General features: G+C 67.7%; 10 protein-coding genes and 1 pseudogene. 3 read left to right on the top strand and 8 right to left on the bottom strand.

Translation table 11 applies throughout. The annotated features are described in order from the left end of the window. Positions 1–31 precede the first annotated feature (31 nt). Both HMPREF2716_RS05800 and HMPREF2716_RS05795 read right to left on the bottom strand, forming a co-directional pair. On the bottom strand, positions 32–1,084 hold the full coding sequence (locus tag HMPREF2716_RS05800) for a nucleoside hydrolase (RefSeq protein WP_022580846.1): 1,053 nt from the start codon (positions 1,082–1,084) through the stop codon (positions 32–34). Positions 1,085–1,190: 106 nt separating this feature from the next. After that, on the bottom strand, positions 1,191–2,540 hold the full coding sequence (locus tag HMPREF2716_RS05795; protein WP_004352010.1) for an 8-oxoguanine deaminase: 1,350 nt from the start codon (positions 2,538–2,540) through the stop codon (positions 1,191–1,193). A 457-nt stretch (positions 2,541–2,997) separates the two neighbouring features. Here HMPREF2716_RS05795 and ppk2 point away from each other — a divergent pair, with 457 nt between their 5' ends. Continuing rightward, positions 2,998–3,894 carry a polyphosphate kinase 2 gene (gene ppk2 / locus HMPREF2716_RS05790; RefSeq protein ID WP_003119523.1) on the top strand — a complete coding sequence of 299 codons (897 nt, stop codon included), beginning with the start codon at positions 2,998–3,000 and terminating at the stop codon, positions 3,892–3,894. 79 nt (positions 3,895–3,973) lie between these two features. Here the strand turns inward: ppk2 and ahpF are convergent, their stop codons facing one another. From ahpF to HMPREF2716_RS05765, 5 genes are all read right to left on the bottom strand, one after another. Continuing rightward, the gene (gene ahpF, locus HMPREF2716_RS05785) at positions 3,974–5,539 is read right to left on the bottom strand and encodes an alkyl hydroperoxide reductase subunit F (RefSeq protein ID WP_003111221.1); all 1,566 of its coding nucleotides are present in this window, start codon (positions 5,537–5,539) and stop codon (positions 3,974–3,976) included. Positions 5,540–5,683: 144 nt separating this feature from the next. Then, entirely contained in the window at positions 5,684–6,247 is a 564-nt protein-coding gene (ahpC, locus tag HMPREF2716_RS05780; protein WP_003083828.1) for an alkyl hydroperoxide reductase subunit C, read from the bottom strand. A 164-nt stretch (positions 6,248–6,411) separates the two neighbouring features. Then, positions 6,412–7,338: an ABC transporter permease gene (locus HMPREF2716_RS05775; RefSeq protein WP_003083821.1), complete on the bottom strand. Its 927-nt coding sequence runs from the start codon at positions 7,336–7,338 to the stop codon at positions 6,412–6,414. A 21-nt stretch (positions 7,339–7,359) separates the two neighbouring features. Continuing rightward, the gene (locus HMPREF2716_RS05770; RefSeq protein WP_003112631.1) at positions 7,360–8,457 is read right to left on the bottom strand and encodes an ABC transporter permease; all 1,098 of its coding nucleotides are present in this window, start codon (positions 8,455–8,457) and stop codon (positions 7,360–7,362) included. After that, positions 8,457–10,028, bottom strand: coding sequence for an ABC transporter ATP-binding protein (locus tag HMPREF2716_RS05765; RefSeq protein WP_003121624.1), 1,572 nt, complete (start codon positions 10,026–10,028; stop codon positions 8,457–8,459). Before HMPREF2716_RS05765 ends, HMPREF2716_RS05770 begins: the two co-directional genes overlap by 1 nt. Positions 10,029–11,138: 1,110 nt before the next feature. Here HMPREF2716_RS05765 and guaD point away from each other — a divergent pair. After that, a complete protein-coding gene (gene guaD / locus HMPREF2716_RS05755; RefSeq protein ID WP_003142418.1) occupies positions 11,139–12,509 on the top strand; it encodes a guanine deaminase in 1,371 nt (456 codons plus the stop codon). Between the two features lie 112 nt (positions 12,510–12,621). Here guaD and bauR read toward each other — a convergent pair whose 3' ends face one another. After that, the gene (bauR, locus tag HMPREF2716_RS05750) at positions 12,622–13,539 is read right to left on the bottom strand and encodes an HTH-type transcriptional activator BauR (RefSeq protein WP_017002050.1); all 918 of its coding nucleotides are present in this window, start codon (positions 13,537–13,539) and stop codon (positions 12,622–12,624) included. Between the two features lie 134 nt (positions 13,540–13,673). On the opposite strand from bauR, the pseudogene bauA reads away from it, so the two are divergent. Next, positions 13,674–14,364 (top strand): annotated as a pseudogene (bauA, locus tag HMPREF2716_RS05745) (beta-alanine--pyruvate aminotransferase); the annotation flags it as partial.

Here is a 14,364-nt window from a genome sequence, read left to right as displayed (position 1 = left end):
GCGCCCACGCCGGGCGCCGCGGGAAGCCCGCTCAGGGCAGGCGGGCGATACGCTCGGCGAGCAGGTCGAAGAACCCCTGGGCATCGCCCTCGTTGATCCACTCGACGTTGGCCGGCTGCTTGAGGCCGCCGTACCAGTCGGCCACGGTCTGGCCGAAGGTGATGCCCTCGCGGCTGTCGACCTGCACGTTGATCCGCTTGCCCTTGAACAGCGAGGGCTTGAGCAGGTAGGCGACCACCGTGGCGTCGTGCACCGGGCCGCCCTTCAGGCCGTAGTACTTGATGTCGTACTGGACGTAGGCGTCGAGGATGTCGGCGACGGTCTTGCCGGCTCGGTTGCCGAGGTTACGCAGCTTGGCGATGCGCTCGGGGCTGGTGAGGATCTTGTGGGTCACGTCGAGCGGCAGCATGGTGATCGGCGCCCCGCTCTTGAGCACGATTTCCGCCGCGTGGGGGTCGGCGAAGATATTGAATTCGGCGGCCGGGGTGATGTTGCCGCCGTTGAAGTGGGCGCCGCCCATGATCACGATCTCGCGGATGCCCTTGACGATGTCCGGGGCCTGGGTCAGGGCCAGCGCGAGGTTGGTCTCCGGGCCGAGCATGGCCAGGGTCACGCTCTTCTCCGGCGCCGCGCGCAGGGTACGGATCAGGTAGTCCACCGCGTTGCCTTCGGCCAGCGGCTGCTTCGGCTCATGCACCTCGACGCCGGTGATGCCTTCGCTGCCGTGTACGTCGGCGGCGTAGATCGGCGTGCGCAGCAGCGGCCGCGGGGCGCCGGCGTAGACCGGGATATCCGGGCGCTTGCCCCACTCGCGGGCCAGCCGGGCGTTGCGCGCGGTCTTTTCCAGCGGCACGTTGCCGGCGACGGTGGTCAGCGCCTGGATCTTCAGCTCCTTCGGCGAGGCCATGGCGAACAGCAGGGCGATCACGTCGTCGGCGCCCGGGTCGGTGTCGATGATCAGGGTCCGCGGCGATTGCGCCGCCGCCGTTTCGGCAGCGGACAGAGGAAGGCTGGCGGGCATCAGCAGGGAGAGTCCTAGCAGAAGGCTGCAAAAGCGATTGCGGGGGCGGGCGGCGCGGGACATGGTCGGCTCCTGGTGGGGGATGCCGAAGTCTAGCCGGTTGCAGGCCAGGCGCCGACCTATGCGAACCGACAGAGGAAGCCTGGCGCCTCCTCCGTCGGCGCCCGCCTCACCCGGCGATCAGGGCGCTCGCCGCCTCGCGGTGGCGGGCTATCAGGGCGGCCAGGTCGAGCCCTTCCACGGCACCGTCGACCACTCGCCAGGCGCCGCCGACCATTACCCGGTCGGCACGGTCGGCAGCGCACAGCAGCAGCGCCGAGAGCGGGTCGTGGCTCCCCGAGAAGCGCAGCTCGTCGAGCTTGAACAAGGCCAGGTCGGCCTGCTTGCCGGGGGCCAGCTCGCCGATGTCGCTGCGTCCGAGCAGGCGTGCCGAGCCACGGGTGGCCCAGCCCAGGGCGAGTTCCGGGGTGATCCGCTCGGCGCCGTAGCGCAGGCGTTGCAGGTACAGGGCCTGGCGCGCCTCGAGGATCATGTTCGAGGCGTCGTTGGAAGCCGAGCCATCGACCCCCAGGCCGATCGGCGCGCCGGCCGCCTCCAGCTCCACGGTCGGGCAGATGCCCGAGGCCAGGCGCATGTTCGAACTCGGGCAGTGGCAGATACCGGTGCCGGCCTCGCCGAGACGACGGATCTCCTCGGCATTGAAGTGGATGCCGTGGGCCAGCCAGGTGCGCGGGCCGAGCCAGCCGACGCTGTCCAGGTAGTCCACGGTGCGCAGGCCGAAGCGCTGCAGGCAGAAGTCTTCCTCGTCGAGGGTCTCCGCCAGGTGGGTGTGCAGGCGTACGTCGTGGCGCGCCGCCAGTTCGGCGCTGGCGCGCATGATCTCCGGAGTCACCGAGAACGGCGAGCAGGGCGCCAGGGCGATCTGCACCCGGGCACCATCTCCGCGCTGGTGGTAGCGGGCGATCAGTCGCTCGCTGTCGGCGAGGATGGTCTCGGCCTCCTGCACCGTCTGCTGCGGCGGCAAGCCGCCGTCCTTCTCGCCGAGGCTCATCGAGCCGCGGGTGAGCATGGCGCGCATGCCCAGTTCCTCGACCACCCCGGCCTGCACGTCGATGGCCTGTTCGAGGCCGCCGGGAAACAGGTAGTGGTGGTCGGCGGCAGTGGTACAGCCGGACAACAGCAGCTCGGCCAGCGCCACCTTGGTGGCCAGTTCGAGTTTCTCCGGGGTCAGCCGCGCCCAGACCGGGTAGAGGGTCTTCAGCCAGGGGAACAGCGGCTGGTTGACCACCGGCGCCCAGGCGCGGGTGAGGGTCTGGTAGAAGTGGTGATGGGTGTTGACCAGCCCCGGCAACACCACGTGCCGGCTGGCGTCGAACTGGCTGGCGCAAGGTTGTGCGGGCTGCTGGCCGGCGCCGAGCAGCTCGACGATGCGGCCGTCTTCGACGACCAGGCCGCCGGCGGCGTCGAGACCGTTGGCGGTGAAGATGGCGAGGGGATTGCGAATCCAGGTGCGGGACATGTGCGGACCTTCGTCGGATCGGCGGGCCGGCGCGAACGCTGCCGGCCCTCGGTTGATGAGAGCCAGCTCAGTGTTCACCCTGTCTGCTGATCCAGGTCCGCGGGGCGACGACGGGGCGCCACGCGCGTGGCGATATCCTACAAGGGATTTCTGGAGAGGTGTAAGGCTTTCCTCCCGGTGGCGGCCGGGCGCGGTTTGATGGGGGTCAACGGACGCCTCCCGGCAGGGGCATAGAGTGGGGGACTGCATAGCTGAAAACGTAGAACGGAAGGAGTCCCGCATGAGCGAAGAACCCACTGTCAGTCCCCCCTCCCCCGAGCAACCCGCCGCGCAGCCGGCCAAGCCGGCCCGGCCAGCCGCCCGCCGCGCCCCGCGCAAGCCGGCGACCCGCCGCCCGCGAGTGGCCAGCCCGGCGCAGAAGGCCCGCGAGGAGATCCAGGCAATCAGCCAGAAGCCGGTGGCCCTGCAGGTCGCCAGTGCGCCCCACGGCAGCAGCGAGGACAGCACCTCGGCGAGCCTGCCGGCGAACTATCCCTATCACACGCGGATGCGCCGCAACGAGTACGAGAAGGCCAAGCACGACCTGCAGATCGAACTGCTCAAGGTGCAGAGCTGGGTGAAGGAGACCGGCCAGCGCGTGGTGGTCCTGTTCGAAGGCCGCGACGCCGCCGGCAAGGGCGGCACCATCAAGCGCTTCATGGAACACCTGAACCCGCGCGGCGCGCGGATCGTAGCCTTGGAGAAACCGTCCTCCCAGGAGCAGGGCCAGTGGTATTTCCAGCGCTACATCCAACATCTGCCCACCGCCGGCGAGATGGTCTTCTTCGACCGCTCCTGGTACAACCGCGCCGGCGTCGAGCGGGTCATGGGCTTCTGTTCGCCGCTGCAATACCTGGAGTTCATGCGCCAGGCGCCGGAGCTGGAGCGCATGCTCACCAACAGCGGCATCCTGCTGTTCAAGTACTGGTTCTCGGTGAGCCGCGAGGAACAACTGCGGCGCTTCATCTCGCGCCGCGACGATCCGCTCAAGCACTGGAAGCTGTCGCCCATCGACATCAAGTCTCTGGACAAGTGGGACGACTACACCGCCGCCAAGCAGGCGATGTTCTTCCATACCGACACCGCCGACGCGCCGTGGACGGTCATCAAGTCCGACGACAAGAAGCGCGCGCGACTCAACTGCATCCGCCACTTCCTGCACTCGCTGGACTACCCGGACAAGGACCGGCGCATCGCCCATGAGCCCGACCCGTTGCTGGTGGGGCCGGCCTCGCGGGTGATCGAGGACGACGAGAAGGTCTACGCCGAGGCGGCCGCCGCGCCGGGCCACGCGAACCTGGATATCCCGGCCTGAGGCGGGCGGTCGCGCCAACGAAAACGCCCGGGGCGCTTTCGCGCTCCGGGCGTCCCTGGTTCGACGGTCGCTGGCCGGGTCACTCCGGCGCGGAGGTCCGGATCAGGTGGTCGAAGGCGCTCAGCGAAGCCTTGGCGCCCTCGCCCACGGCGATCACGATCTGCTTGTACGGCACCGTGGTCACGTCGCCGGCGGCGAAGATGCCGGGCAGCGAGGTCTCGCCACGGGCGTCGACGATGATCTCGCCGCGCGGCGACAGCTCGACGCTGCCCTTGAGCCACTCGGTGTTGGGCAGCAGGCCGATCTGCACGAAGATACCTTCCAGCTCGATCGACTTGAACTCCTCGGAGTTGCGGTCCTTGTACACCAGGCCGGTGACCTTCTGGCCGTCGCCCTTCACTTCGCTGGTCAGGGCACTGGTGATCACCTCGACGTTCGGCAGGCTGTAGAGCTTGCGTTGCAGCACGGCGTCGGCGCGCAACTTGCTGTCGAATTCCAGCAGGGTCACGTGGGCGACGATGCCGGCCAGGTCGATGGCCGCCTCGACGCCAGAGTTGCCGCCGCCGATCACCGCCACGCGCTTGCCCTTGAACAGCGGGCCATCGCAGTGCGGGCAGAAGCACACGCCCTTGGCCTTGTATTCCTGCTCGCCGGGCACGCCCATTTCGCGCCAGCGAGCGCCGGTGGCGAGGATCAGGGTCTTGGCCTTGAGGCTGCCGCCGCTCTCGAACCGCACCTCGTGCAACTCGCCGGCGTTCTTCGCCGGAACCAGCTTGCTGGCGCGCTGCAGGTTCATGATGTCGACCTCGTAGTGACGCACGTGCTCTTCCAGCGCCCGTGCCAGCTTCGGCCCTTCGGTCTCCTGCACCGAGATGAAGTTCTCGATGGCCATGGTGTCCAGCACCTGGCCGCCGAAGCGCTCGGCGGCGACGCCGGTGCGAATGCCCTTGCGCGCGGCGTAGATCGCCGCCGCGGCTCCGGCCGGGCCACCGCCGACCACCAGCACGTCGAAGGCGTCGCGGGCGGTCAGCTTCTCGGCGTCGCGGGCGGCGGCGCCGGTGTCGATCTTGGCGAGGATCTCTTCCACGCCCATGCGGCCCTGGCCGAAGACTTCGCCGTTGAGGTAGATGCTCGGCACCGACATGATCTGGCGCGCCTCGACCTCATCCTGGAACAGCGCGCCGTCGATGGCGACGTGACGGATGTTCGGGTTGAGCACGGCCATCAGGTTCAGCGCCTGGACCACGTCCGGGCAGTTCTGGCAGGACAGCGAGAAGTAGGTTTCGAACTCGAAGGTGCCCTCGATGCCCTTGACCTGCTCGATCACGTCCGCGTCGAGCTTGGAGGGGTGGCCGCCTACCTGCAGCAGGGCCAGCACCAGCGAGGTGAATTCGTGGCCCATGGGGATACCGGCGAAGCGCAGGCCGATGTCCGCACCGGGGCGGTTCAACGAGAACGACGGTTTGCGCGCATCGCTGCCGTCGGTCTTCAGGGTGATCTTGTCGGTCAGGCCGACGATGTCTTGCAGCAGGCCCAGCAGCTCGCGGGATTTGTCGCTGTCATCGAGGGACGCGACGATCTCGAACGGCTGGCTGACCTTTTCCAGGTAGGCCTTCAACTGGGTTTTAAGATTGGCGTCCAACATGGTTCAGCTCCTCGAAATTCGGGCAAACGTATCCCCGGCGGATGGGACATCCGCCCTGCACGGCGCGTTGGCTGGGTGAAGGGCGGACGATCCGCGAGGGATCGTCCGCCGGAGAGGCTGGCGGCGAATGCCGCCGGCGCGGTCTTAGATCTTGCCGACCAGGTCCAGGGACGGAGCGAGGGTCTTCTCGCCTTCCTTCCACTTGGCCGGGCAGACTTCGCCCGGGTGGGCGGCGGTGTACTGGGCGGCCTTCAGCTTGCGCACGGTCTCGCCGACGTCACGGGCGATCTCGTTGGAGTGGATCTCGACGGTCTTGATCACGCCTTCCGGGTTGATCACGAAGGTACCGCGCAGGGCCAGGCCTTCTTCCGGGATGTGCACGCCGAAGGCGTTGGTCAGTTGGTGGGTCGGGTCGCCGATCAGCGGGAACTGGGCCTTGCCGACTGCCGGGGAGGTTTCGTGCCAGACCTTGTGCGAGAAGTGGGTGTCGGTGGTCACGATGTAGACCTCGGCACCGGCTTTCTGGAACTCGCCGTAGTTGTTGGCGGCGTCTTCGATCTCGGTCGGGCAGTTGAAGGTGAAGGCAGCCGGCATGAAGATCAGGACCGACCACTTGCCCTTCAGGGATTCCTCGGTCACCTCGATGAACTTGCCGTTGTGGAAAGCGTTGACCTTGAACGGTTGGACTTGAGTGTTGATCAGGGACATCAGTCGTTCCTCTCTCAGTTGAATGGGGTGTTTCAAATCGACTGGGAGAATCTTAACGGGGTTCGGCAAAAATGCCCCATTGATTTAGGCCATCAGTGAAATTATCTAAATCTATCGAAGAATATATAAATAGTTAAAACAACTAATCGAAGAACCTGCCCTCGTCAGTGCCCGGCCTTCCACGGCTGGCCCAGGGAAACCGGGGCATACAGCCGGGTGCGCAGGGCATCGCGGGAGAGCAGGACCAGCACCAGGATGGTCGCCGCATAGGGCAGCATCGCCAGCAGGTTGGCCGGAATCGACAGCCCGATCCCCTGGGCCACCAGGTGCAGGATGCTGGCCAGGCCGAACAACCAGGCACCGAGCAGCACGCGGAACACCCGCCAACTGGCGAAGACCACCAGCGCCAGGGCGATCCAGCCGCGTCCGGCGGTCATGTTCTCCGCCCACATCGGCGTGTAGGCCAGCGACAGGTAGGCACCGGCCAGGCCGGCCATGGCGCCGCCGAAGAGCACCGCCAGGGTGCGCACGCGCAGCACCGGCAGGCCCATCGCGCTGGCCGCGTCAGGGTTCTCACCGACCGCCTGGAGAACCAGCCCGGCGCGGCTGCGCAGGAGCATCCAGGCGACCGCGGCGAACAGCGCCAGGCTCAGGTAGACCAGCGCGTCCTGGGCGAACAGCATGCGCCCGAGCAGCGGCAACTCGCCCAGCACCGGCAGCGCCAGCGGGGCGAACCCTTGCAGCGGCTTGCCGACCCAGGCGGCGCCGACGAACGACGACAGGCCGACGCCGAAGATGGTCAGCGCCAGGCCGCAGGCCACCTGGTTGGCGTTCAGGTACAGGGCGACCCCGGCGAACAGCGCCGCCAGCAGCATGCCGGCGAGCACCGCGAGGAGCACGCCGAGCCACAGGCTGCCGCTGGAGAAGGCGACCATGAAGCCGATCACCGCGCCGAACAGCATCATCCCCTCCTGGCCCAGGTTGAGCACCCCGCTTCTCTCGCAGACCAGTTCGCCCAGGGCCACCAGCAGCAGCGGAGTACCGGTGCGGACCATGGCGAACAGCAGGTTGTCGAGCAGATCGATATCCATCGTGGTTCCTCGGCGGTTCGGTCAGGCCAGGGCGTCGCGCAGCGCCGGGCGCTTGCGCCAGCGTCCGTGCAAACGTGGGCGGTAGAGGATCAGCACGTCGCAGGCGAGGAGGAAGAACAGCATCATCCCCTGGAACAGCCCGGACAGCGCCAATGGCAGGTTGAGGCTCATCTGCGCGGCCTCGCCGCCGAGGTAGAGCAACGCCATCAGCAGGCTGGCGCAGAGGATGCCGAACGGATTGAGACGGCCAAGGAAGGCCACGGTGATCGCCGCATAGCCGTAGCCCGGCGAGACCTGCGGCACCAGTTGGCCGATCGGCCCGGCGACCTCGCAGACGCCGGCCAGGCCTGCCAGCGCGCCGGAGAACAGCAGCACGAACCAGACCAGGCGCTTCTCGCGGAAACCGACGAAACCGGCGGCGCGGCGGTCGAGGCCGAGCACGCGGACCTGGAAACCGAGGAAGCTGCGCTGCGCCAGCACCCAGACCGCCGCCAGCGCCAGCAGGCCGAACAATGCGCCAAGGTGCACCCGGCTGTCCTCGAACAGCGCCGGCAGGCGGCTGGCCTCGCCGAACAGCGCCGACTGCGGGAAGTTGAAGCCATCCGGGTCCTTCAACGGCCCGTGCACGCCGTACAGCAGCAGGTTCAGCGCGATGTAGTTGAGCATGATGGTGGTCAGGATCTCGTTGGCGTTGAAGCGCGTTCGCAGCCAGGCGGCGAACCCGGCCCAGAGCGCCCCGGCAGCGGTGCCGGCGAGCAGCACCCAGGCCAGCGCCCAGCGGCTCTGCCAGTCGAGCAACTGGATCGCCACCGCGCTGCCGGCCAGGGCGCCGACCAGCAACTGGCCCTCCGCGCCGATGTTCCACACGCGCGCCTGGTAGGCCAGTGCCAGGCCGAGGGCACAGAGCAGGATCGGCATGGCCTTGACCAGCAGCTCGCCGAGCCCATAGAGGTCGCTGAGCGGCTGTACCAGCACGGTATGCAGGGTCTGCCAGGGATCGTGGCCGAGACAGGCGAACAGCAGCGCGCCGCAGACCAGGGTCAGCAACCCCGCCAGCAGCGGAGAGGCCAGCAGCATCCAGCGCGACTGCCGGCCGCGCGGTTCCAGGGACAACAGCATCACAGGCTCCCTTGGGCAACGGCGCCGGCGACCGCCGCCGGCGCCTCGAATTGACCGGCCATCCAGCCGCCGACCTGCTGCGGCGAAGCGCTCGCGGTGGCGACCGCCGGGCACAGCCGACCCGAACACAGCGCGGCGATGCGGTCGCTGAGCAGGAACAGCTCGTCGAGGTCCTCGGAGACCACCAGGATCGCCGTACCGGCATCGCGCAAGGCGATCAGCGCGCGGTGGATCAGCGCCGCCGCGCCGACGTCCACGCCCCAGGTGGGATGCGCCGCCACCAGCAGGCGCGGGGCCTGGAGGATCTCGCGGCCGAGAATGAACTTCTGCAGGTTGCCGCCGGAAAGGCTGCGTGCCGGCGCCCCGGCACCCGGGGCCTTCACGGCGAAACGGCGGATGATCTCCTCGGCCAGCGCCAGCACCTTGCGCCGCCGGACCAACCCGCGCTTAACCAGTCCCTGCTGGAAGGCGGTGAGCAGCGCATTGTCCGCCAGGCTCATCTCCGGCACCGCGCCGTGCCCCAGCCGCTCGGCGGGCACGAAGGCCTGGCCGGCGCGGCGCCGCGCATCCGGCGCCAGGTGCGCGCCGGCGCAGCCGCCGAGGCGGATGCGCTCGGCCTGGGCGCGCGGCAGGCGCACTTCGCCGCTGAGCAGGGCAAGCAACTCGTCCTGGCCGTTGCCGGCGACCCCGGCGATACCGAGGATCTCGCCGCTGCGCACCTCCAGGTCGAGGCCAGCGAAGGACACGCCGAAGGGGTCCGGGTTGCGCCAGTGCAGGTCGCGCACCTGGAGGAAAGGCGCGCCGCCGGTGACCTTCGGATACTCCGCCGCCAGGCCCTCGGCGTCGCCCACCATCAGCCGCGCCAGCTCGAGATCGGAACATTGCGCCGGCACGCACTGTCCGGCCACCCGTCCGCCGCGCAGCACCGTGGCGCGCTGGCAGAGCGCACGGACCTCGGCCAGCTTGTGGCTGATGAAGAGGACACTGCAGCCCTCCTCCGCAAGACGGCGCAGGGTGACGAAGAGATCCTCGGCCTCGCGCGGGGTCAGCACCGAGGTCGGCTCGTCGAGGATCAGCAGGCGGATGTCCTGCATCAGGCAGCGCACGATCTCCACCCGCTGGCGCTCGCCGATGGACAGCCCATGGACCAGCCGGCGAGGCTCCAGCGGCATGCCGTAGCGCTGCGACACCTCGCGAATACGCGCCTCCAACCGGCGCGGGCTGCCCGCCTCGGCGCCGAGGGCGAGCGCGATGTTCTCCGCCACGCTGAGCGTCTCGAACAGGGAGAAATGCTGGAACACCATGCCGATCCCCAGCGCCCGGGCGCGAGCCGGGTCGCGTACCTGCACCGGCTCGCCCTGCCAGCGGACCTCGCCGGCATCGGGACGGGTCACGCCGTAGATGATCTTCATCAGCGTGCTCTTGCCGGCGCCGTTCTCACCGAGCAGGGCGTGGATCTCGCCGGCGTCGATGCACAGGTCGATGCGGTCGTTGGCCAGGCAACCCGGATAACGCTTGCTGATCCCGCGCAGTTCGAGGCGCGGCGGCGCGAAGGAGGAAGGTGCGGACATGGCGGACCCGATCGGTTGCTCGACGATGCGGCGGCCGGTGCAAATACCTGGCCAGGAGGTCAGGAAAGCCCTGGAACGCGGCTTGCACCGGGAGCCACGGACCAGGCTCCCGCGCCGAGCGGCACCAAGCCGGGGCACGCCTGGGACGCCGCGGCACATTTGCGGGCAACCCTGCGGCGCACCCGCGTGAGCATTTGTCGCAAAACAGTCATCACCACCTTGCTCACAGAGTTATCCACAGCGTGTCGGGAGCCCATCCGGGACCTTGGGAAGCCTCCCGCGCCGATCGTCCCGGCGATTTTCGCAACATCGGCGGTGGACAGAAAACAGCCAACCCGGCAGGCCATGGGCGCGACCTGGCAAGGCATTTTTTCCAACACTTTGCCAACAGCTTTATCCACAAGATATCGACAGCCGTTCGGAGGAGCACGGCAGGACGATCTCTCCCGGCCAAGCCACGGGTCGGCCGAATCCCTGGGGCAGCCCCGGCGGCCCGCTTCCGGCACAGTTTGCCAACAGCTTTTCCACAGGAAACCCGCGGAACGGGAATGCCCGTGAAAATGTCTCCAGGACTTCCCCTTTAGACGCCATGATGCCCAGGAATACTGGGTTTTCCGGCTTTCCAGGAAAGTCCGCGGCGATCGACGGAAGCATGCTCGGCGGCGCCATGGGTGGATCCGCTGTCCACAGTTTCGCGATGCACCGTCGTGGCGCATTCCACAGCACCTTTTCCCTGGCTCTTTCGCCAACCGGGAGAAATCCTGCGGCTCCGTCCAATGCCTTTCCCCCGACCGCCGAAGGCATTTTTTCAACGGGGAATGCGAACAGCTTTTCCACAGACAAACCCACAGAAGCGCCAGTTGCCGACCGGGCATTTCGCAAGGCGGATTCAAGGTGCCGGAACGCTTTCCGCGGATCGCCTGCCGGAAGCCAGATGGGCACATCCCGCAATGGCTCGTGCAATCTTTCCGCACACGCGCTACACACAGACTTATCCACAGCATGCGCACAGTGCATAATGGCGGAAGCGAGATCACGCGCCAAAGACGGGATATTTCCGTCGATTTCCCGGACTAAAGAGGCGAAAGCGCCATTCCGGCAGCAGAGGAGATGAACGATGCAGTACCTGCTGGCAACTTCGTCCCCCCACTTATCCTGCACTCCGACCACGGCGGGAGCGCGATGAGCAGTTCGGCCCATCGCGGGCGGATCCTGCATTTCCTCGGCGACCCGGCGAAACTCGGCGACAAGGCCTGGGAGTATTTCGAGGACGGCCTGCTGTGGATCGAACACGGCCACGTGCGCGCGCTCGATCACGCAACCTACCTGCTGCCGCAACTGCCCGCCGACCTGCCGCTGGAGGAGCATCCGCAGCGCCTGCTACTGCCCGGCTTCGTCGACTGCCATGTGCATTACCCGCAACTCGGAGTGATCGCCTCCTACGGCACCCAACTGCTGGACTGGCTGGAAACCCACACCTTTCCCGCCGAGCAGCGCTTTGCCGATGCCGGCTACGCCGCCGCCCAGGCCGAGCTGTTCCTCGACGAACTGCTGCGCCACGGCACCACTACCGCGCTGGTGTTCGGCACGGTCCATGCGGTATCCGCCGAGGCATTCTTCCAGGCCGCGCAGAAGCGCCGCCTGCGGATGATCGCCGGCAAGGTGCTGATGGACCGCAACGCGCCGCCGGCGCTGTGCGATACCGCGGCCAGTGGCTACGCCGAGAGCCGCGCGCTGATCGAGCGCTGGCACGGCAACGGGCGCCTGCAATACGCGGTCACCCCGCGCTTCGCGCCGACCTCCTCGCCCGAGCAACTGGCCGCGGCGGCGCGCCTGCTGGACGAGTATCCCGGCGTCTACCTGCACACCCATCTTTCGGAGAACCTCAAGGAAGTCGCCTGGGTCGGCGAGCTGTTTCCCCAGGCGCAGGACTACCTGGACGTCTATCATCGCGCCGGCCTGGTCGGCGAACGCAGCGTGTTCGCCCATGGCATCCATCTCTCCGAACGCGAATGCCGCTGCCTGGCGCACAAGAACGCGGCGCTGGCGCACTGTCCCAGTTCCAACCTGTTCATCGGCTCCGGCCTGTTCGACCTTGGCCGCGCCCAGCAATACGGCATCCGCGTCGGCATCGGTAGCGACGTCGGCGGCGGCACCAGCCTGTCGCTGCTGGCCAACCTCGCCGACGCCTACAAGATCCAGCAATTGCGCGGCACCAGCCTCGATCCGTTCCAGGCGCTCTACCTGGCCACCCTCGGCGGCGCCAGGGCGCTCGACCTGGACGGCCTGGTCGGTAACTTCCTGCCCGGCCGCGAAGCCGACTTCGTCGCCCTCGACCTGGCCGCCACGCCGATGATCGCCCAGCGCATGGAGCATGCGCGCGGCCTGGCCGATACCCTGTTCGTGCTGAACACCCTGGGCGACGACCGCGCGGTGGCGGAGACCTGGGTGATGGGGGAGCGGCGCCATGTGAAGGGGTGAGAGTCTCTTTCCCGCGTTGGCTCGGCCCGTCGCTGCATGCCACCTCCTCGCGCCGTAGAGAAAAGACGCCGTTCGGCGGGCGGCCGAAGCTCGCGTTACTCCATCCGCGCCCTCACGACACCGCCACCGCCTCCAGGAAGCGCTCCAGCACCAGGTTCGGCCGGCGTCCCTTGCGGGTCACGATGGTCAGCGCGATGGCATAGTGGAAACGCTCCGGCAGCAGGGGCCGCAGCATCCCGGCGGCGACCCAGTCGGCAGCGTAGTGCGACGGCAGGTAGCCGATGAAGTTGCCGGTCAGGATCAGGAATGCCATGCCCTCACGGTCCGAGGCGCTGGCGCTGTTGTTCAGCTCCTGGTGGCGCGCCTGGGCTTCGGCGGGCAGGCGGTAGCTGGGCGCCACGGCGTCCGCGGCGAGCACCTCGTCCACCGCGATATCGCCGTCGGCGCGCTCGTACAGTGCGTGGCCGCGGCTGCAATAGAGCTGCGCGTGCTCGTCATACAGCGGCAGGTACTCGAGCCCCGACAGCGGACTGATCAACGGCACCACGCCGACATGCAGGTGACCGTCGAGCACGCCCAGTTCGATCTCGTTGGGGGTGGTCATGCCGATGTTGATCCGCACCTGCGGTCCCTGCCCCTTGAGCGCGCTGAGAGCGTGGGTGATGCGCATCTGCGGCAGGGTCACCAGGTTGTTGATGATGCCGATGTTGAGTTCGCCGCGCAGGTGCTGGTGCAGGTCGTTGACCTCGGCGCGGAACCCCTCCAGCGCCGCCAGCAGGGTCTGGGTCGCGCGATAGACCTCGCGGCCCTCGTCGGTCAGGGCGAAGCCGGCGCGGCCGCGCTGGCACAGGCGCATGCCCAGGCGCTTCTCCAGGTCGCCCATGTGCAGGCTGATCGCCGAGCGGCTGAGGCCGAGAGTGCTCTCCGCGGCGGAGAAACTGCCGCACTCGACGATGGTCTTGAAGATGCGCAGCAGGCGGATATCGAAATCGCTGACCTGGCCGAGCGACGGGTTGCGGGATTTGGCCATTATTGTTTTACCCAGTCGAAACTAAACGTGAGAAGAATAAGCTTTATCTAACCTTTCGTCAGGGCCAAGCTTGATCCAACGCTCCGCCGCCGCGTGCGCGGAACCTTCCAACAAGAAAGCCCGAGGATCGAACGATGAACCAGCCGCTCAACGTGGCCCCGCCGGTTTCCAGCGAACTCAACCTGCGCGCCCACTGGATGCCCTTCTCCGCCAACCGCAACTTCCAGAAGGACCCGCGGATCATCGTCGCCGCCGAAGGCAGCTGGCTGACCGACGACAAGGGCCGCAAGGTCTACGACAGCCTGTCCGGCCTGTGGACCTGCGGCGCCGGCCACTCGCGCAAGGAAATCCAGGAGGCGGTGGCTCGCCAGCTCGGCACCCTCGACTACTCGCCGGGCTTCCAGTACGGCCATCCGCTGTCCTTCCAGTTGGCCGAGAAGATCGCCGGGTTGCTGCCAGGCGAACTGAACCACGTGTTCTTCACCGGTTCCGGCTCCGAGTGCGCCGACACCTCGATCAAGATGGCCCGCGCCTACTGGCGCCTGAAAGGCCAGCCGCAGAAGACCAAGCTGATCGGCCGCGCCCGCGGCTACCACGGGGTCAACGTCGCCGGCACCAGCCTCGGCGGGATCGGTGGCAACCGCAAGATGTTCGGCCAGCTGATGGACGTCGACCATCTGCCGCACACCCTTCAACCGGGCATGGCGTTCACTCGCGGGATGGCCCAGACCGGCGGCGTCGAGCTGGCCAACGAGCTGCTCAAGCTGATCGAACTGCACGACGCCTCGAACATCGCCGCGGTGATCGTCGAGCCGATGTCCGGCT

Source organism: Pseudomonas sp. HMSC076A11 (assembly GCF_001810205.1).
Taxonomy (GTDB): Bacteria; Pseudomonadota; Gammaproteobacteria; order Pseudomonadales; family Pseudomonadaceae; genus Pseudomonas; species Pseudomonas aeruginosa.
The sequence above is the reverse complement of the archived record's forward strand: the minus strand, read 5'-3'. Positions and strand labels throughout refer to the sequence as shown.